This is a genomic window from Streptomyces sp. NPDC127119, assembly GCF_042677425.1.
In the GTDB taxonomy this organism is placed as follows: domain Bacteria; phylum Actinomycetota; class Actinomycetes; order Streptomycetales; family Streptomycetaceae; genus Streptomyces.
This window is the reverse complement of record NZ_JBHXTO010000052.1, coordinates 20,327-38,736: the sequence shown is the minus strand read 5'-3', so window position 1 is coordinate 38,736 and position 18,410 is coordinate 20,327. Positions and strand designations below refer to the sequence as shown.

The 18,410-nt window shown below is 67.4% G+C and carries 14 protein-coding genes, 1 tRNA gene and 1 pseudogene; 9 read left to right on the top strand and 7 right to left on the bottom strand.

Annotation, left to right across the window (positions count from 1 at the left end; genetic code table 11):
• Positions 1–131 precede the first annotated feature (131 nt).
• Positions 132–692 carry a DUF4232 domain-containing protein gene (locus ACFVH5_RS22480; RefSeq protein ID WP_385835384.1) on the bottom strand — a complete coding sequence of 187 codons (561 nt, stop codon included), beginning with the start codon at positions 690–692 and terminating at the stop codon, positions 132–134.
• Between the two features lie 303 nt (positions 693–995).
• On the opposite strand from ACFVH5_RS22480, the gene ACFVH5_RS22475 reads away from it, so the two are divergent.
• Positions 996–3,641 (top strand): hypothetical protein, encoded by a 2,646-nt coding sequence (locus ACFVH5_RS22475; RefSeq protein ID WP_385835383.1) that lies wholly within the window; start codon positions 996–998, stop codon positions 3,639–3,641.
• Between the two features lie 71 nt (positions 3,642–3,712).
• On the opposite strand, the gene ACFVH5_RS22470 is transcribed toward ACFVH5_RS22475, so the two are convergent.
• Entirely contained in the window at positions 3,713–4,474 is a 762-nt protein-coding gene (locus tag ACFVH5_RS22470) for a polysaccharide deacetylase family protein (RefSeq protein WP_384806009.1), read from the bottom strand.
• A gap of 366 nt (positions 4,475–4,840) precedes the next feature.
• On the opposite strand from ACFVH5_RS22470, the gene ACFVH5_RS22465 reads away from it, so the two are divergent.
• Positions 4,841–5,257 (top strand): hypothetical protein, encoded by a 417-nt coding sequence (locus ACFVH5_RS22465; protein ID WP_385835382.1) that lies wholly within the window; start codon positions 4,841–4,843, stop codon positions 5,255–5,257.
• Positions 5,258–5,341: 84 nt separating this feature from the next.
• Here ACFVH5_RS22465 and ACFVH5_RS22460 read toward each other — a convergent pair whose 3' ends face one another.
• Positions 5,342–6,346, bottom strand: coding sequence for a DUF6215 domain-containing protein (locus ACFVH5_RS22460; protein WP_385835381.1), 1,005 nt, complete (start codon positions 6,344–6,346; stop codon positions 5,342–5,344).
• Between the two features lie 190 nt (positions 6,347–6,536).
• On the opposite strand from ACFVH5_RS22460, the gene ACFVH5_RS22455 reads away from it, so the two are divergent.
• From ACFVH5_RS22455 to ACFVH5_RS22445, 3 genes are all read left to right on the top strand, one after another.
• Positions 6,537–8,591 carry a PA14 domain-containing protein gene (locus tag ACFVH5_RS22455; protein ID WP_385835379.1) on the top strand — a complete coding sequence of 685 codons (2,055 nt, stop codon included), beginning with the start codon at positions 6,537–6,539 and terminating at the stop codon, positions 8,589–8,591.
• 80 nt (positions 8,592–8,671) lie between these two features.
• A complete protein-coding gene (locus tag ACFVH5_RS22450) occupies positions 8,672–8,782 on the top strand; it encodes an MHYT domain-containing protein (RefSeq protein ID WP_385835378.1) in 111 nt (36 codons plus the stop codon).
• A gap of 1,265 nt (positions 8,783–10,047) precedes the next feature.
• Positions 10,048–11,127 (top strand): DUF262 domain-containing protein, encoded by a 1,080-nt coding sequence (locus ACFVH5_RS22445; RefSeq protein ID WP_385835377.1) that lies wholly within the window; start codon positions 10,048–10,050, stop codon positions 11,125–11,127.
• 1,108 nt (positions 11,128–12,235) lie between these two features.
• On the opposite strand, the gene ACFVH5_RS22440 is transcribed toward ACFVH5_RS22445, so the two are convergent.
• The 3 genes and pseudogenes from ACFVH5_RS22440 to ACFVH5_RS22430 all read right to left on the bottom strand — a co-directional run bounded on the left by ACFVH5_RS22440 (position 12,236) and on the right by ACFVH5_RS22430 (position 13,884).
• Positions 12,236–12,493, bottom strand: coding sequence for a hypothetical protein (locus tag ACFVH5_RS22440; RefSeq protein WP_385835376.1), 258 nt, complete (start codon positions 12,491–12,493; stop codon positions 12,236–12,238).
• Positions 12,490–13,528, bottom strand: a pseudogene (locus ACFVH5_RS22435) (DUF1152 domain-containing protein). The gene ACFVH5_RS22440 and the pseudogene ACFVH5_RS22435 overlap by 4 nt, the downstream one beginning before the upstream one ends.
• A 282-nt stretch (positions 13,529–13,810) precedes the next feature.
• Positions 13,811–13,884, bottom strand: a tRNA-Gly gene (locus ACFVH5_RS22430).
• A gap of 593 nt (positions 13,885–14,477) precedes the next feature.
• On the opposite strand from ACFVH5_RS22430, the gene dcd reads away from it, so the two are divergent.
• Entirely contained in the window at positions 14,478–15,053 is a 576-nt protein-coding gene (dcd, locus tag ACFVH5_RS22425) for a dCTP deaminase (protein ID WP_328495443.1), read from the top strand.
• Positions 15,054–15,070: 17 nt separating this feature from the next.
• A complete protein-coding gene (locus ACFVH5_RS22420) occupies positions 15,071–15,568 on the top strand; it encodes a phosphoribosyltransferase (protein ID WP_385835375.1) in 498 nt (165 codons plus the stop codon).
• A gap of 138 nt (positions 15,569–15,706) precedes the next feature.
• On the opposite strand, the gene ACFVH5_RS22415 is transcribed toward ACFVH5_RS22420, so the two are convergent.
• Positions 15,707–16,579 (bottom strand): GyrI-like domain-containing protein, encoded by an 873-nt coding sequence (locus tag ACFVH5_RS22415; RefSeq protein WP_385835374.1) that lies wholly within the window; start codon positions 16,577–16,579, stop codon positions 15,707–15,709.
• 199 nt (positions 16,580–16,778) lie between these two features.
• Between ACFVH5_RS22415 and ACFVH5_RS22410 the strand changes: the two genes are divergently transcribed.
• Positions 16,779–17,723: a hypothetical protein gene (locus ACFVH5_RS22410; protein ID WP_385835373.1), complete on the top strand. Its 945-nt coding sequence runs from the start codon at positions 16,779–16,781 to the stop codon at positions 17,721–17,723.
• 25 nt (positions 17,724–17,748) lie between these two features.
• Positions 17,749–18,387, top strand: a complete 639-nt coding sequence (locus ACFVH5_RS22405) for a hypothetical protein (protein WP_385835372.1) — start codon at positions 17,749–17,751, stop codon at positions 18,385–18,387.
• Positions 18,388–18,410 lie beyond the last annotated feature (23 nt).

The following is an 18,410-nucleotide window of genomic DNA, read 5'->3' as shown; positions in this document are numbered from 1 at the left end:
TGACGGTCCCGGCCCCCGGTCCTTGCTCGCTCGATCACTATGAGGGTGCTGAGAGACGAAGGGATCCCGCCGCCGTCGTACCAGGACAGCGCTGTCACAGACCGGTGACATGATCACGGGAGCCCCCTGGATCACCAGACGAGGGCGTCCGCCGCGTTGTCCTGCCAGTACGTGACGGCGGCGGAGCTGTTGAAGAAGGAACCGCCGCCCGGCAGCTTCACGGTCTTCTCCGTGGCGGTCGCGTGACCCTTCCTGTCGGTGAAGATCACCCCGAGGTTCTTCACCTGGCTGCCGCCCTCACCGTCGGGGGAGTACGTCAGGATGCCGGCGTACGCGGACCGGCCGGGCTCCAGCACCAGCACGGACTGCGGAGTGCTGTCCTCGACCCACTGCAGCGGGGCCTGCGCGTCGGCACCGGCCCGCAGGAAGGGGGCGCTGTAGGCGTAGCAGGGCTTCGTGCCGGTGTTGGTGGCCTTCAGCAGCAGGTGGTTGATCGGCCGGGACACCGCGCCGACGGTCACCTCGGTGTTCGCCGTCGTGCAGGTGGCGATCGAGGACGCCTTGGCGGTCGCGGTCCCGGCCGTGGTGGCGGAGGCGGTCTGCCCGGTCGCCTGGAACCCGACGAGCGCGAGGGCGGCGACGGCGAGGGAGGAGGCGGCCGTACGGGAGAAGGGGCGAGTGCTCTTACGCATGGGTGGACTGCTTTCTCTGAACATCGGGTGGGTGACACACACCCGGCGGGTGGTCCGCGGCGAGGCGCCGTACTGGGAACGACCCCACCTTGTGCCGCCCGCCGTCCCATCCGCCACTCCACCGGGAATTACGGGACGCTGGAATGCTCAAACGGGTCCTGACCTGCGGAAATATGACCTGCCTGGAACGCCTGACGGAACGTCGGCACACCACCATTTAGAGTGTGCTGGCCGTCGCCCGTGACAGCTGTGCCGGGGACGGTCCCAGGGGACGTTCAAGTGGAAACATCAGGGGGGCCATCGATGTCCGATTTTCACGCACGGCGGTTTCGAAGATCCACGGCGGCGGGGCTGTGCGGGGCGGCACTGACCGCCTCGGCGCTGCTCGCGCCCACGCCGACGCTCGCGGCGACGGCGACGGCGACGGCTTCGGACGGTGGGCGGGCGACAGTGGGAGTGGTCTCGCCGGCGGAGAACGAGGGTGAGGGCGGTGAACTCCGCACCGGACGGAGCACCGGAGGGAGTGCCGAGCCGAGTGCCGGGCTGGGTGACGACGGCCGCGTCGAACTCGTCGACGGACGGGACGTCCGGGTGACGTCGGGCGCGCAGGCCGGTGCCCGGGGAGCCCGCTACTCCGTGGCGTCACTGAACGGCACGGTGTCCGTACGGCCGACCGGGACGTCGGCCTCCGACGGTACGACCGCGACGCTTCCGCTGCCGACGAAGGCGGACGGCACCCGGCGCGCCACCACGACCGCCGTCACCACGTCGGCGAAGGCGGCCTCGGCGACGTACTCGGTCAAGCTGCGCATCACGAACGCCGACGTACGGTCCAAGCAGTTCTACGTCTGGAACCGCAGGACCTGGACGTCGTACGCCGTCCCCGGCACCGGCACCGGAGCCTCGTCGACCGTGAAGCTGCCGCCGGGCGACTACTTCTCGGTCGCGCTGCACAACGACTGGATGGAGCCGAGCTACCTGCTCACCAGCAGCTTCACGGTCGGTTCGGCGGCGAAGACGGTCAGCTTCGACCAGCGCGCGGCCAAGGAGACCGCGATCCGCACCGACGACACCACGGCCACCCGTGAGGCGTCCGCCGTGTGGATCAGCGTCCCGGGCGGCGACCTGGCGGGCTTCGCGGGCTCGGGGGCCGACAAGGTGTACGTCACCCCGTTCTCGCTGAGCGGTGTCTCGCTGCGCCTGCACGAGGTGCTGGGCAAGAAGGGCGCCTCGGCGAACGTGCCGAGCCCCTACCGCTACGACCTCACGCACAGCTTCACCGGCAGTGTGCCCGCCACGCCCGTCAAGACGGTCGCCGCGTCCACCCTGGCGAAGACCGTCACGAAGGTGGCCGCCTCGGGCACGCGGACGACCGCCTCCCTGCAGAGCGTGCCGTCCTTCGGTGAGTGGACGGGCGTCTACATCGGCTCCGCGGTGCCCGTCGCCGGTTCCGTCACCGAGTACGCCACCGCCGGAATCACCTACGGCCGCCTGCTGTCGTACGGCACGGGCGAGTCGACCCTGAGCCTCCCGGACCGCAGGCTGTCCGCGGGAACCGCCGCGGGCGAGACCCTGGGCACGACGCCCGCCCAGCCGCTCCGCCGTGAAGGAGGCGGCTCGCAGCGCAACTTCGACAAGATCTGGCTGTACGAGCCGAACACCTTCAGCGACGCGGCCGGCCACCCGGGAACCGACGGCCGCGCGACGTACTCGTACAAACTCAGCTCCTCGGACGGTGTCGTCCACGCCCAGGCCGACGGCCTCGACGCCTACGACACGCTCTCGACCCGGAATCTGGAGTCGCTGCAGGGGACGTACACCCTGGACCAGCGCGTCCACCGCCGTGTCCCGTACGCCCGGCTGTCCACGGACGTGCGCAACGAGTGGACGTTCCGCTCGCAGTACGCGGAGGGCCGCGAACTCCCGCTCATCGACACCCGGTTGACCGTCCCGGCGCTGAACGGCTACGGCCGCGCGACCGCCGCCGGTCCCGTACGGATCGAGGCGAGCGCCACGACCCGCGGCACGGACGCCTCACAGGCGAACACCCGTGTCACCGGGCTCGCCTTCTCCACGGACGACGGCGCGACCTGGACGGACGCGGCGCTCGCGGCGGACGGCTCGGCGACGGTCGACGTCCCCGCGACGGCCTCCTTCGTCTCGCTGCGCGTCACCGCCGCCGACGACCAGGGCGGCGTCCTGCGTCGCACCCTCACCCGGGCGTTCGCGGGCCCGGCCCCGCAGGGCGACGAGACGGTGGGCGCGACCCGCATCTCGAACGTCGTGGTGAACGGGGGCAAGGCGGTCGAACTGACCGACCAGCCGCTGCAGGAGTTCACGGCGAAGTTCACCGCCACCGACCCGTCGGGGATCGCCGGCGGGGACATGTACCTGTACAAGGGCTCGTACGACACCCCCGACGCCGTCCTCCACGGGTCCTGGTCCGCGACCTGCACGAAGACCAACGCGACCACTTCCACCTGCGAGACACAGTTCGCCTACATCGAGCCGCGCCGGACGCTGGGGCGCAACGCACTCGCCGGTACGTGGAAGCTGGCGGCGTGGGCGGAGTCGGCGGACGGCAAGGGCCACGTCGACGCCCACGCGGCCAAGACGGTCGCCCTGCTGCGTGACGCGAAGCTGACGGCCAACGCGGCTCCCGAGCCGGTGACCAAGGGCAGGACCCTGACCGTCACGGGCAAGCTGTCCCGGGTGGACTGGGAGACGAGCGGCGGCCACCACGGCTACTCGGCCCAGAAGGTGACACTGCAGTTCCGCAAGAAGGGGACGTCCGCGTACACGACCGTGAAGACGGTCACCACGGACAGCTCCGGAAACCTGAGGACCACGGTGAAGGCGGCCACGGACGGCTACTGGCGCTACAGCTTCACCGCCACGTCGACGACGGCCGCGGCCAACGCGACGGGCGACTACGTGGACGTGCGCTGACGTCACTCCCCTTGACGGGCCACGGGCCGTCAAGGGGAACGGCCGGCGCACGGTGCTCAGTGCACGGGTGATCAGTGCACAGGGAAACCGAAGGTGTGGCCCTCCGCCTTGAGCTGGGGGAGGATCTGACGCAGGGCCTCGACGGTCTGGGAGCGGTCGCCGCCCGCGTCGTGGAAGAGGATCGTCGGCCCGTCGGGGAGTTCCTGCTCGACGGTGGCGACCATGGTGGCCGCGCTCGGACCCTCGAAGTCCTTGGTGTCCACGTTCCAGCCCAGCGGACGCATCCCGTGGGAGGCGGCGAGCTTGCGGCTGTACGGGGTGAACGCACCGCCCGGCGCCCGGTAGTACATCGGCCGTACGCCCCCGGACGCCTTGGTGATCATGCGCTCGGCGTCGAGGATCTGCTGCTTCTGGTAGGCCTGGGACTGCTTGTCCATGGTGGTGTCGTGCGACACCGAGTGGTCGCAGAGCCGGTGACCGGCCGCGACGACCTTCTTCACGAGATCGGGGTGCGCCTCGGCCTGCGTACCCACCATGCAGAACGTGGCCTTCACGCCGTTCTCCCGCAGCACGTCGAGCATCTGCGGGGTCCAGACGGGGTCGGGGCCGTCGTCGATGGTGATGTTGACCCCGCGCGCGCCCTTGTCTGAGGCGTGCACGATGGTCTCCGCGACCGGCTTGACGGCGGTCTCCGAGGCGGCCGGCTTCGACGAACCGCCCACGACCCCGGCCTGCGCGGTCCAGATCGAGGCACCGGTGGCGGCGATCGCCACCCCGAGCGCCGCGCCGAGCACCTTGCTGTACCAGCCGCGTCCGCCACTGTGCCGCGCCATATCCGCCCCGCTCCCCCGAAGTTACCCACCAACTCCCCGGTCACCCGGCGACATTCAGAACAGTACGAGGAACAAAGCCGTCCGGACGCCCCCGTTACGGATCAAGGACAATCCCGAAGAGGTACGCGGACAACTGGCCGTCCGACAGCCGGAATCACCTCATCGGGGGCCCCATCCGTCCCGGTGGTGACACGCGTACTGTGCTTGTTGATCCCGCGACGCGGCGGTTCCGCGATGCGGCGGTGCGGGACGCGGCGGTGCTGGATGGTGCGGGAGAGATCGAGGGGCCCGAGCGTGAGTACAGAGGGCGGCGGTTCAGGGCCCGGGAGTCGGACGCCGGGCCGGGCGGCAGCACACCTTGCGGCGATGCATCTGAGCGGGGCGCTGCTGCTGCTCACCTTCGTCGTGCCACCGACCTGGGCGCTGGACGCGTACGGCGCCGCCCCGGCGAGCGATCCCTCGGCGGACGTGCCGCCGTTCATGATCCACCTGGCGGTCCTGCTCAGCTGCGTGGGCTTCCATGTGACGGTGCAGATCCCCGCGGGCCTGCTGGGCACATGGCTCGGCCGACACCGCACGGCGGCCGTGGGCTACGCACTCGTCCTGGCGACGACTGCCGTCCTCATGACGGCCCTCCTGTGGGCAGCCTGGGGAACGTCCCCCACCACCCAACTCCTCTGGCTGTGGGCAGACTTCATGGCACGAGCCTCGTTGGCCATGGGGGCGTACGTGTGGCTGAGCCGGCGCGGCTTCGGCAGCCGCCGCGTGAGGGCTGCGACGTAGCCGATGACCTGGCGGACAGCCGCCACGGTGGCCGTATCAGTGCCGGTGCCAGCGCCGGTGCCGGTGCCGTTGCCAGGGTCGTCGTCAGGACCGTTCGGGGATCTTCGGAAGGACCCTTTCGGCGATGTCGAGGAGGACGCTGTCGGTCGGGAGGGTCCCGGACGTGCTCCATACCGTGATGTCGCAGTAGCCGCCCCGGTCGTCATGGTCCAGCGCCACGGTCACCGACCTGGCCAGGGGGCCTTCCTCGACCGGGCCGCCGGACGCACTGCCTCCGAGATCGATCTCGAACTTCATGGTGTGCGCCGAGGAGAGGACCGCGGGCCGACCGAGCACCGTGAGCGCCCTGACGTCCGTCTCGTCCCCGAACTTCATCAGCTTCACGTACTGGTCGATCGACAGCTTGTTGTAGGTCGCCGAGAAATTCACGGTGTACGTGTCGAACGTGACCGCCGCCTCCGGAGCGGCGACCTTCTCGTCCGTCAGGGGAGCGGTGTTGTCGGTGCTGGAGACGGAGGTCACGGTCTCTCCCGGCGTGCCGAGGAGTTCGGCCAGGTCGGGCCGGTTGAGCGCCTCGCACAGCTCTGCACTGGTCACCGGCCGGGGTGACCCCTTGTAGGCCTTGGGAAGCTCCTCGTGGGACGACCCGTCCGAACAGGAGGGCGGCGGCGGGGTGTTGTCGGTGGACGGCATGTAGCGCGGCAGCGCCCACAGCCCGACCGCGATCGCCCCGAACACGGCCACGGCCGCGGCGGCCTGCCCCCAGGCGTTGGGCTCCTTCTCGGGAGTGGCCGGCCGGGGTTGGGGCTGGGGCTGGGGCTGGGTGACAGCATCGGCTGCCGTGGCCCCATCCGCACCCGTAACCGCAGAGGTTGCCGCACTCGGATTCCGGCGCGCCCGCAGAGCCCGGACCACCCTGTGGACACTGACCGCTGTGATCACGAGAAACGCCGTGCCGATACCCGCCGCGGCCCAGTCGTGGTCGTGGACGGCGAGATACATGATCCGTACGCCGATGACAGAACAGAGCACGATGAGCAGGGGCTCACGGACCCAGAACGGCAGGAGACGGATGAGGAAACCGAGCATCCGGTGATCTCACCAGGGCAAGATCCCATCCGCTGTGATGGAAGCCACAGTTCCGGGCATGTGCGTGGCCTGCCGATGCAGGGGCGGCGAAAAGGGAGGAGGTGGGGGCAACCATGCCCCCACCTCGCAGGTCACACAGGCGTCACTCACCACTGTGCTTTCCCAAGGTCCGGAAAGGGCCCCACTCTCCGTGCTGACTCGTACCCGGCCGACCGCGGTGGCCGCGACGGCCGCCCTCGTCGCCGTCGGCGGCCTGCTCACCGCCACCCCCGCCTCCGCAGCCGTCACCTGCGCCTCTCCCCTCTGGAAGGCGCAGTACTTCGGCAACTCCGCCTTCAGCGGCACCCCGAAGCTGACCGCCTGCGACTCCGTCATCGCCGAGAACTACGGACACGGCGACCCGCCCGGCGTCACGCTGCCCAAGGACAACTTCTCCGTCCGCTGGTCCCTCACCCGGGACTTCGGCTCCGGCGGCCCCTTCCGGCTCTCCGCCGCCACGCAGGACGGCATGCGCGTCTACGTCGACGGCGTACGGAAGATCAACCTGTGGAAGAACGTCTCCACCACCGCCCGCAAGACCGTCGACCTGACCGTCCCGGCCGGCAAGCACACGCTCCGCGTGGACTACGTCGCCTGGACCGGCGCCGCCCAGGCCGCGTTCACGTACGCCCCGCGCACGCAGGCCGCCGTCGACACGGTCAAACCGCTCGCCCCGGCCGACTTCAGGGGCAACTACAACCAGGACACCACGAAGACCATCCTGCGCTGGAACGCGAACAACGAGATGGACCTCGCCGGTTACCGCGTGTACCGGCGGCTGGGCACCGCCCCGTGGGCGAAGGTCAGCGGCTCGGCGCCGGTCACCTCCCTGTCCTTCGTGGACGCGACACCGGCCACGGGCCAGACCTTCCTGTACGAGGTCCGCGCCGTCGACAAGGCGGGCCGCGAGTCGACCGGCAGTTCCGACGTCACCGTCGCGAGCGTGGACCGTACGGGCCCCGCGGCGCCGACCGCTCTCACGGTCACCGGTGACGCGTGGTGGTCGAACCTGGCCTGGCAGGGATCGGCCGACGCCGCGACGTACGAGATACACGCGGCCTCCACGGCCACCGGCCCGTTCGAGCTGCTGGGCACGACGACCACGACGACGTACCGCGCCAACGCGCCTGTGAACACCACCCGTTACTACCGGGTCCGCGCCCTCGACGCGCTCGGCAACCCGTCGCCGTACGCCACCGTCACCGGCGACGGCGTCGACCGGACCCCGCCGAAGTCCCCGGTCTCCCTCGACTCCATCGCGCGCGTCGGCCACACCGAGGTGTACTGGAAGCAGCCCGACGGCTTCGACGAGGACTTCTCCAACGGCGGGACGTACCGCGTCTACCGCTCGCCCGGCAAGACCCTCGACCCGGCCACGCGCACCCGCGTGACCTGCGCCGAGGAGAGCGACGAGACCAGCACCGGCGGCATCTGCGAGGACGTGGACATGCCCGCGGGCACGTACGTGACGTACGCGGTCGCGGCGGTCGACCCGGCCGGCAACGAGTCGGCCCCGTCCGCCCCGCTCGTCGTCCGCACCGGCGACCGCGTCGCGCCCGGCCCGGTCACCGACGTGCGGGCCACCCCGCGCGCCGACGGCATCCTGCTGAGCTGGGCGGCCCTGACCGAGGACGATGTCGAGCACTACGACGGATGGACCGGAGTCCGGCAGACCGACGGCACGATCAAGTGGCTCGGTACCGCCGACTGCCGGGAGGGCACGAGCGACCCGCTCGCGGTCCTCTGCGGCGACCTGCCGGACGGCGAGACGTACGTGTACGCGATCGTCGCCAGGGACCGCTGGGGCAACGCCCTGCACCCGAGCGACCCGAAGGTCACCCCCGTCGAGGCCACCGAACTGGACGTCAGGCCGTCCGTGACGGTCACCCGCAACTGGGAACTCGGCCCCACAGCCAACGGAACCGTGATCGGCGGCCCTACCGAGGACGGCCCGTCCGTCGGCTGGAACTGCACCAGGGCAACCGAATGCGACACGGTGGCGGGCTACCGCATCACCCGCTGGAACCCCACGACGAAGACGTACGAGCCCCTGCACACGGACCTGCTGTCACCGGACACCCGCAGATACACGGACACCAGCGCCGAGCGGGGCACCACGCACTTCTACACCCTGCAGGCGATACACCCCGACGGCACGGTCGCGGGCACGCACGTGTGGAACTGCGTCTTCCAGGATCGGGTGTAGCGCACCGAGGACGGGAGGCGGCTCCGGACAGGAGCCGCCTCCCGTGAGTCGCTCAGCCCGGTCCGGGCACCCGCCCACGCATGCTGGCCATCGTGTACTCGTCCTACGACACAGCGACAACCGTCTGGTCGTTCGTGCTCGCGCTCCTGGTGGTGCTGACCGCGATCTGGTACGTACGCCGCCGCAGGTAGCCGGGGCCACAGACTGTCGCGGCCCTCTCGTACTTCGCGCAGCGGATGGCGATGCCCCGTCCTCCGGGGGTCTTCTGTCCAGACAACGAGAGCCCCCGCCCCAATTACAGGCTGAGCGGACGGTGGCCTGGTTTGGTTGTCAGTGGTCGTGGCTAGGGTCTTGGGTGCGCGGTCGGTTTCCGAGGTGTCCAGCTCTCCAGAGCAGGTGCATCCCCGGTTCTGTCTGGGGGTGGCCCAGGAGAATCCTGGGCCTAACCGACGGTCGGGCTTCGTCGATGGCCAAGAGCGAGACCTGCCAGCGCCGACCGCGCACCAATCACTGGCGCTCGTGGACCGTAGGGGCATGCTTTCCAACTGTGGTGGTCCTTCGCAGTGCCGCGTACAGGGCGGTTCACCTGCGTTCATGGACGGCCGGTCGATAGAGCGGCTACAGGATTCGGTCCCCTCTGAACGGCTGCGAACAGCGCTGAATGAGACGGAAACTGAGGTGGACGGCGGCACCGGTTTCGCTAGCATCTTCGCTGTTGAAGGTGGAGTCATGGCGCTGATCCGCAAGGGCTCACGACGGATCGTTGTCGACGGCACGGCCTACCGCTGGCGCTTGAGCGGTCGGCCAACGTACTAGCAGGGACTGACCTGGTCGCCATGCACGTACGCAGTCGAGCATGCGGACACCCCGGGCATGACGCTCGTGATCACCACCGACCAGCCGCATCCAAGCAACTGAATCGGTCGCGAGGCTGAGCCTGTACTGCCACGCGGTGTTGCCGCGGTTGTTCGGCTTGTCCTGCGTGAGGGTTGGACTTCGAAAGCTCCGGGCCCCGCGTTCCACCTCGATCAGTCCGCCAGCTTCACGCCCTCGAACTATCCGGATGCAGGGGATGGCTGGTGCTCGTATCTCAGCCGATGACAGTCAGCCATGATGGCGGGGCGTCAACGGATCAGGCGCGCGTCTGTCTCGCTGTACTCCCACCGGCCTCAGCCACGCTGCCTGGTGACGTCCGTCAGAGCATGTGGCGACGGCGGAAACAGGGTGACGAAGCCTTGGGCACAGACTTCTTTGTCTCGAAGCAACTTGAGTGGGGGCGCCGCCTTGGGCCGGAGTGGCTCTCACCTGCGCTGATGGTCCGTAGACGTTCGCGCTCATCCGCCGTTGTTGGTCACCGTTGTCAGGCAGCTACGCACCTCAAAGTTGGAGGAAAGGGCAGCGATTCCAACCACAGATGGGGCAGAATTGACTGACTGCACATGCAGCGTGACTGACCATGGAGAACACAGTGGCGAGTGAAGCGGAAATTGTTGAAAAGTTCAAGATCGCCCAGAATGCTCTCGTAATTCAGGCGGCTGATCTGTCACTGGAGACGGTTTCTCAGATGGCGCAGACCGGAGCCATCGATGTATCTCCTCAATTCCAAAGGCGTGAGCGTTGGGATGTTCGTCGTCAATCTGCACTTATCGAATCATTTTTGCTCAATGTGCCAGTTCCTCCTGTCTACCTATCGGAGGACGATTATGGAAGCTATTCGGTGATCGATGGTAAGCAGCGCATTACGGCCATTCGTGATTTCATGACGGACCGATTTCTTCTGAGTCCTCTTGATAGGTTCCATGAAATCAGCGGGTTGAAGTTCTCGGAACTTCCCAGTCAGCTTCAGAACTCACTCACTGTTCGTCCGTACATCCGCGCCATTACGATCCTTAGGCAGTCCGACCGTTCGACTAAATATGAAGTATTTCATCGCTTGAACTCGGGTGGTGAGCCGCTCAATGCGCAAGAGATTAGGAACGTCATCTATCGGGGCGCGTTGAATGATCTCATTATGGAGCTAGCGGAAGCCTCGTTCCTTCGCAGGCAGCTTAAGATCCGCGACAATAAATCGTCGGCTTATAATCTGATGACGGATGCCGAGTTTGTTCTTCGGTACCTCGTTCTTGCCGGGGAGTGGCAGAGTTTCTCTGGAGACTATCGACATTCCATGGATGCCTTCATGGAGCGCAATGCTGGGATCAAAAAGAGCCAGATCGGTATCTTGAGGTCCCAGTTCAATAGGGCTCTTGAGTCCTGTGAAGCGGTCTGGGGAGAGTACGCTTTCAAACGGCCAGACGGTCAGGGTTGGCGCGACCAGATGTTGGCGGGCATGTTCGACGCGCAAATGGTTGCTGTGACGCTGGCCGACGATCGGCGCATTACCTCAATGATTTCGAGAAAGAATGAGGTTTTGCAAGGTACGCGTGATCTGTTTACGGATCCGCAGTTCGACAATTCTGTCAGGGTGTCCACTAACACTGCTTCGCGTGTGCATTATAGGATTGATAAAGTCTGGGACCTGGTCTCGTCGTTCTAGGGAGAAATCGGGGCTCCAGTAATGTTTTGTCACGATGCTTTGCTTCGTAGGATTGAGGCAATTCAGAAGGCGACCAGTGATCCAATCTTGATCGACCGTTTACTGACGGACGCTGAGCACAACGACAGGGCCAAGCTGTTGAGGAACGGCCTTATGGTTGTTGCGTTCACCTCTCTGGAAGATTTCATTCGTGCCCGAACTGGCGAACTCCTCGATCTTGTCAGTAGAACAGTGGTCCCCTTCTCTGATCTTCCTGCACTTCTGAGAGATGCCGCCACAATGGGTGCAATGAAGGCTGCTCGAGCTCGAGCAGAGATGGCTAAAAACTCGGGCGAAGACGCTCTAGCTCTGCTGCAGGCTGCTGCTAGCCACGTCGCTAGCACTGCCGGAGGTTCACTGCAGCTAAGCCGCTACAGCCTAGGATACCTAGGGTCGAATGTGGGCAGTTCCGAGATTGCGCATATTCTTACTGCCTTTAATGCTCAGGATGCATGGAATGAAATGTCACGCGTGGCGAGCCGCTGTGGCGCGGGTAGCCTGCCATTGAAGTCGGCGTATGATCAAGCTATGCGTCTTCGCCATTCGGCTGCGCATAATCCGGAAGCTAACGTGCAGCCGCAAAATTTGCTGGACTTCTGCACTCAAGCGGTCTCTATCGCTCTTGGGTTCGATGTGATTGCGAGTAGAGCTGCGAGGATGCTTCGAGACGGAGACGCCGAACTTTTGGCTGGTAAGGTGAAGATTTCGGACGCTCTAGAAATTAGATTTCTCGACGATGAGCCGAGAGGGCATGTTGAGCGGCGAGAGACAGTACAGCGAGCGCTTAGCGTGACAAAGGACTCGCAGGTAGCTTTGCAAAAAGCTGTCCAGGGAGCTGGTAGGTTGCGCTCTCCAGTGGTATTGCGCGACAGGAGTGGCCTGCCCTGGAACTGGGTCATTACTGATTCCTGAGCCTATGAGGGATCGGTGTAACGAGCCACGTTGAGTATTTTGCTGATGCCGCGCGGTGCGGGCGGCCGGCGGGACCGAGGTAGGAGCGCAGGCCCGGCGGACGGCCGGGTCGCCGCGGGGAGCGGAGGGAGCCGCCTTGAACCCGTAGAGAAAGTTGTTATTCAGGCTTTGGCTGGGCCTGGTTGGGGCTCTTTTTGTGTGTGGTGTTCGTTGCGATCCTGCGCGCTTGCTCTGCGGCCTGTTGAAGGGCTAGGGCCACTTGGTCCGCGCTGTCGGCGGACAGCAGGATCTCTTGTGTCCAGAGGATCGACAGCCTGATGTCGCCGTTCAGCAGGTTGACTGCGACGTCGACCTCGGTGCCAGTGCCTGTCACGTCCTCTGCATGCAGATCGAGGTTGCTGCTGAACGCGCTCACGCTGTGGGCTCACGATCATTCGGCGGGATTGCCCATAGAGGTGCCGTGTACCGCTCCGGGCGGCTGTTGATGAGCAGTTGGCGCAGGTCCTCGCGTTGAGAGCCGTTGAGGTTCAGGGCTTCGGTGAGGTGGCGGAACGTGGTGTGGGTGACTCCGCGGCGCCGGGCCTCCGCCTCGAACTTGTCGAGTTGAGCCAAGACAGTTCGCGGGGTCAGGTCCGCAGGCGGCTGGTCCTTGAGCCATGCGGCCTTGTTGCGTTCGTAGTCGATCTCCGAGTCGCCGTAGATCTCCCGGCTGTGCGCCTCTGCCTCGTCCAGGGTTTCGGTTGCCATGATGGCGCGGGCCAGTTGGTTGCGGGTGGCCGCCTCGTCCAGGTCGGCCTCGTGGACGGTTGGGCCTTCGTCCGTGAGTGCGAGGGGGAGGCCTGCGTCTCGTACCTCACAGGTGCCGCGTACGCCTCGGGCGGTGGCGGCCAGCATGCTGGTGGCCTCGGACGGATGCCATTCCAGGACCGAGCTGACCGACTCCACGTCCGGCGCGGTGAAAGTGTGGATGCGGGAGCCGAGTAGGGCGCGCAAGTCGGCGAGCGGCAGCTCGCCGTTGAGGCCGGGGCCGGCAATCAGTCGCCGGACAGGTGCGTTCACCTGGCAGCATGCCGCGAGCGGGCTCTTCAGCGTCGGCTCGTCGCCTCGCGCGAGGATGTCGCCTCCCACGTCGAGCAGGTCGATCGACTCCGGTGACAGGTGGCTGATCAGTTCTTCGAGTTGGCACGTGATGCCCTTGGCGCCGTGGTGGGCATCGATCAGCGCGAACGTGTGTGGGGGCTCTGCCGCGAGACGGGGGAGTGTGGAACCTGCCGGTGGGATCGGGCGGGCGTTCGCCGGCACCGTCCAGACGGCGGGGGTTGAGTCGTTCGAGGCCGGTGAAGTTGTTCGGTCCTCGGGGGCCCGGTACCGGGTCGATGAGAAGGCGGTTCCACGCGTACGTGAGGATCACCGTCTGGTCCTCGTCGCCGTAGAGGGCGGTGTGAAGCATGGCGGCGGCGACAGCGTCGCCCTCCCCTCCTGCTGCGACGATCAACCGCTTCATGCGGTCAGCGTACGGGCCCCCTTCCGCTGTGACCGTGGAGGTGTGCCTGTCCGGTCGACGAGTCCTGGCAGGGTCCCGTGCGAGATCGTCCCGAGGCGCTGGAGAGGGATGAATCGCAGGCGTCGCGAGCGTGCGGAGCGCCACAGCGGGGGACCTGCGCCCCGCCCCCGGTTCTCCCTCCGCCCGGGCAACAAGAAACCCCCGGGTCGACGACCTGGGGGTTCTGCGTGGAGCGGGTGACGAGAATCGAACTCGCACTCTCAGCTTGGGAAGCTGATGTTCTACCACTAAACTACACCCGCGTAAGACGCCGGATTCGTGTCGTTCGTGCCGGTGTCGGAAACGCGGATTCACCATACCTCATGCCAGGCCCCCGGCGCTGAAGCCGTGGGGCCCAGCGGTGTTTCGGGGGTTGGACGGGGCTGCGAGGCGCGGGAGTTGAGGCGTACGGTGGAGGCGCTGGAGAGGGGTCAGGCGGGATCGGAGTGCCGCCTGGAAGGCCGTCCCTTTCATCCCGTAATGTGGCTTCCTCTTCAGTCAGACGCGGCTCTTGGGGAAGGGACTCTGAGGACTTGATGGAACGCAGCACCGTCGTCCGTTGTGCCGAGGGGCACGTATTCAGCACCGCATCACTTCCGATGCAGCAGGCCGATCGGCTCGGTCCTGGCCGGCTGATCCGTTGTCCCCGTTGCACCCGGCTCCGCAACGTCGTACCCGTGGAGTTCGAGAAGCGCTGACCGCAACGACGCGGTCGGGCAGCCAGTGGGGCAGTAGGTCCAGTAAGCCAGTGGGCCAGTAAGCCAGCAGGTCGCGTTACGCAGTGGTTCAGGAGCCCGTGGGGTCGCCACGATCACCGGATTGTGGTGGGCCCGCGGGCTCTGCGTATCCTCGGGGCGTGCTTCTCTCTGACAAGGACATCCGGGCCGAGATCGACGCCGGGCGAGTGCGGATCGACCCCTACGACGAATCCATGGTGCAGCCCTCAAGCATCGATGTGCGGCTCGACCGCTACTTCCGGGTGTTCGAGAACCACCGCTACCCCCATATCGACCCCTCCGTCGAGCAGGCGGACCTGACGCGGCTCGTCGAGCCCGAGGGGGACGAGCCGTTCATCCTGCATCCCGGGGAGTTCGTGCTGGCGAGTACGTACGAGGTCATCTCGCTTCCCGACGACCTCGCCTCGCGGCTTGAGGGCAAGAGCTCGCTCGGGCGCCTCGGGCTCGTCACGCACTCCACCGCCGGGTTCATCGACCCCGGGTTCTCCGGGCACGTGACCCTTGAGCTGTCCAACCTCGCGACCCTGCCCATCAAGCTCTGGCCGGGGATGAAGATCGGGCAGCTGTGCATGTTCCAGCTCAGCTCGCCGGCCGAGTTCCCGTACGGCAGCGACCGCTACGGGTCCCGCTACCAGGGGCAGCGCGGTCCGACCGCCTCCCGCTCCTTCCTCAACTTCCATCGGACCCAGGTGTGAGCGGGAGCGAGGGGAACGTGAGCGGCGTGCGGGAGAATCTGACGTACGAGCGCTTCGGGGCCGCCGTTCGTGAGCTTGCCCAGACCATCGCCGACGACGGGTACGAGCCCGACATCGTGCTCAGCATCGCCCGCGGCGGTGTCTTCGTGGCCGGCGGGCTCGCCTACGCCCTCGACTGCAAGAACATCCACCTCGTGAATGTGGAGTTCTATACGGGGGTCGGGACCACTCTCGACATGCCGGTCATGCTCGCGCCCGTCCCCAACGCCATCGACTTCTCCGACAAGAAGGTGCTGATCACGGACGACGTGGCCGACACCGGCAAGACGTTGAAGCTCGTGCACGACTTCTGTGTCGACGCCGTCGCCGAGGTGCGCTCCGCGGTCATCTACGAGAAGTCGCAGTCCCTGGTGAAGTGCGAGTACGTGTGGAGGCGCACCGATGAGTGGATCAACTTCCCGTGGAGTGTCGAGCCGCCCGTCGTGAAGCGGGCGGGGCAGGTGCTCGACGCCTGACGTCCAGGGGCCGAGCACCTGCCCCGTCAGGCCGTGACGCCGTCAAGCCGTAATGCCGTAATGCCGTAATGCCGTCAAGCTGTCAAGCCGTCGAGCCGTCGAGCCGTCAAGCCGTCAAGCCGTTAAGCCGTCGAGCCGTCAGGCCGTCGTTCGGTCCACCGGGATCCACAGTTCCGCGTCCGCCTCCGTGCCGTCCGCGGACAGGTGGGTGCGGAGGATCTCCGGGCCCGGCCTGCTCTGGTACGGGTTGGACGGGAACCACTGGGTGAACACGTCCCGCCACATGTGCTGGAGTGCCAGCGGGAACGGGCCCGTGCTTTCGAAGACCGCCCACGTGCCCGGCGGGACCGTGAGGGAGTCCAGGTCCTCCGGGACGGTCGTCCCGGTGCCGGTCACCACCGCGTGGTAGTAGTCCAGTTCCGTTCCCTCCGCCCTGCTCGGGTCCAGGTTGTCGCTCACCCCCACGATCCCTCGCGGCTCCTCACCGGAGAGCGCGGTGATCCGTTGCACCGTCTCCGGTGCCAGGCCCCGGATGAATCCCGCGATCTCCGGGTTCATCCCCTCGTGGACGAGCGGCACCCTGATCCTCTTCCCCACCACCTGGAACGCCTCTCTCCGTACGACCCTGTAGCGCATGCTGCTGCTCCCCTCGACGACCAGACGGAAGGACAACCGGGGCTGGGAGGTCAGGGTGGCGCCGGTGTTCCGGGCCTCGCCCGGGCCCACGCCGTGCACCGCGCGGAACGCCCGCGCGAACGCCTCGCCCGAGCCGTAGCCGTACCGCACCGCGATCTCCAGCAGCGTCCGCTCCCCGGCCAGCACCTCGGCGCCCGCCACGGTGAGCCGTCTGCGCCGGATGTACTCGGACAGCGGGAGCCCCGCCAGCGCGGAGAACAGCCGTCGGAAGTGGTACTCCGACGTCATCGCGATCCGTGCCAGTTCGGTCACCTCGACCTGCTGGTCGAGACGCGACTCGATGTGCTCCAGAGCCTCGTTCAGTCGCTCCAGCAACTCGGCCTCCTTCCTTTGCGTCCTCCACGTTAGGAACGTCGTACCGTGCCGGACCCGACAGTCCGTGCCCGCTTCGGTCGGGTGGCACACCCTCTATAGAAACGCTTGCGTTTCGCTTCCGGCTTCCGTAGTTTGTGTGTACGAAACCGTTTCGTATCGATCGACCCGGGAATTGACCTGGAGAGGCGTGAGGGGCACCGTGGCAGTACTGCTGGCCGTCGGCCTCTCCCTCGTCTCCGCCGTCTGTTACGCCACCGCCGCCGTGGTCCAGGAACGGACCGCCGCCGGTACCGCGAGTCTGCGGTCCACGCTGGCCCGCCCGTCCTGGTGGGGATCCGTCGCCCTCAACGGCGGCGGGGCGCTGCTGCACGTGGTGGCCCTGCGGTACGGGCCGCTGACCCTCGTACAGCCGCTCGGCGCGCTGAGTCTGGTGGTGGCGGTGCCGCTCGGGTCGCTGGTCACCCGCCGTCGGACCTCCGGCAGGCAGTGGCGCGGGATGGTCTTCACCCTTGTCGGACTCGTCGCGCTGCTCGCCGCCACCGCGTCCGGCGGCGCGCCCGTCGACACGCTGGGGGCGGGGGAAGTGCTTCTTGTCTCGCTCGCCGCCGCCGGTGCCGTCGTGGCGCTCGTCCGTCTCGGCGGCTCGGGTCGCGGCGCAGGCCGGGCCGCCACCCCGGGCGGCGGTCTCGCCTTCGCGGCGGCCTCGGGTATCACCTCCGGGGTGGGCTCGACGCTCGCACAGAAGCTCGCCGTCGGGTCCGCGCCGAGCTGGGGCCTCGCGGCGGTGGCCGTCCTGACCGTGGGATTCGCCACCGCGGGGGTGCTGCTCTCCCAGAAGGCGTACCGCAGCGGTCTCGGCGGGCCGCTCGCCGTGCTCACCCTGGTCAACCCCGTCGCCGCGTCCGCGATCGGCGTCACCCTGCTCGGCGAGGGCGTGCAGTACGGAGGGTTCGGCGGGCTCGGAGGGCTGCTGGCCCTCGTCGGGGCCGCAGCCGCCGCCCGCGGAGTCGTCCTGCTCAGCCTGCCGCGGACCGGAGTGGAGCAGAAGGCCCACATCCAGGATGTCCAGGCGGCAGGGGCCGAAGGTGTCGGCAGACTGACCGGCATTGTCAATCTCACCGGCATGAGCCGGGCCGCTCTCTGAAAGGTAGTGAACGTAGAAAATGACCATGACCACTCTTGAAATCCCCGTACGGGCCGCCGTGCGCGCCGCCGGACTCGTCGACGTACCCGCCGTGGCGCGGTTGATCACGCAGAGCTCCGCCGGGTACTCGGAGCAGGCTCAGCGCGCCATGCGGCTCGTGCTGGCCCATCACGCCCTGGAGAAGGGGCAGGTGTGGGTGGCCGAGCGGGACGACGACGGCACGCTGCTGGCCGCCGCGATCTGGCTGCCGCCCGGAACCGGCACCGATCCTCCCGGCCCGCACCTCAGGAGCGTGCTCTCCCGTGAACTCCCCACCGGCCGTTCCGCCGCCGAGCCCGCCTTCTGCCTGCCGCAGCACCCGTTCCTGTCGACCGTGCTGACGGCGGCCGGGCCCGACCGGTCCACGCCGTACTGGACGCTGATCGCCGTCTGCGCTCCGGACGAGACGGAGGCCTGGGACCGTACGGTGGTCGACGCGCTGCTGGCTCCGGGGCTGCGGGCCGTCGACGCGCGGGACGCCACCGCCGTCGCGGTCACCATGTCCGCCCGGCACGGGGACCAGCTGCGGCACCTCGGGTTCCGCGGGCCGCGGCAGGCGCGCGTCGCGTCGGACGCGAGCGTGTGGCTCACCACCCGGCACGCCCTGGTGGAAGCCGCCGCCTGAGCCGCGGTGACGGCTGCGCCTCC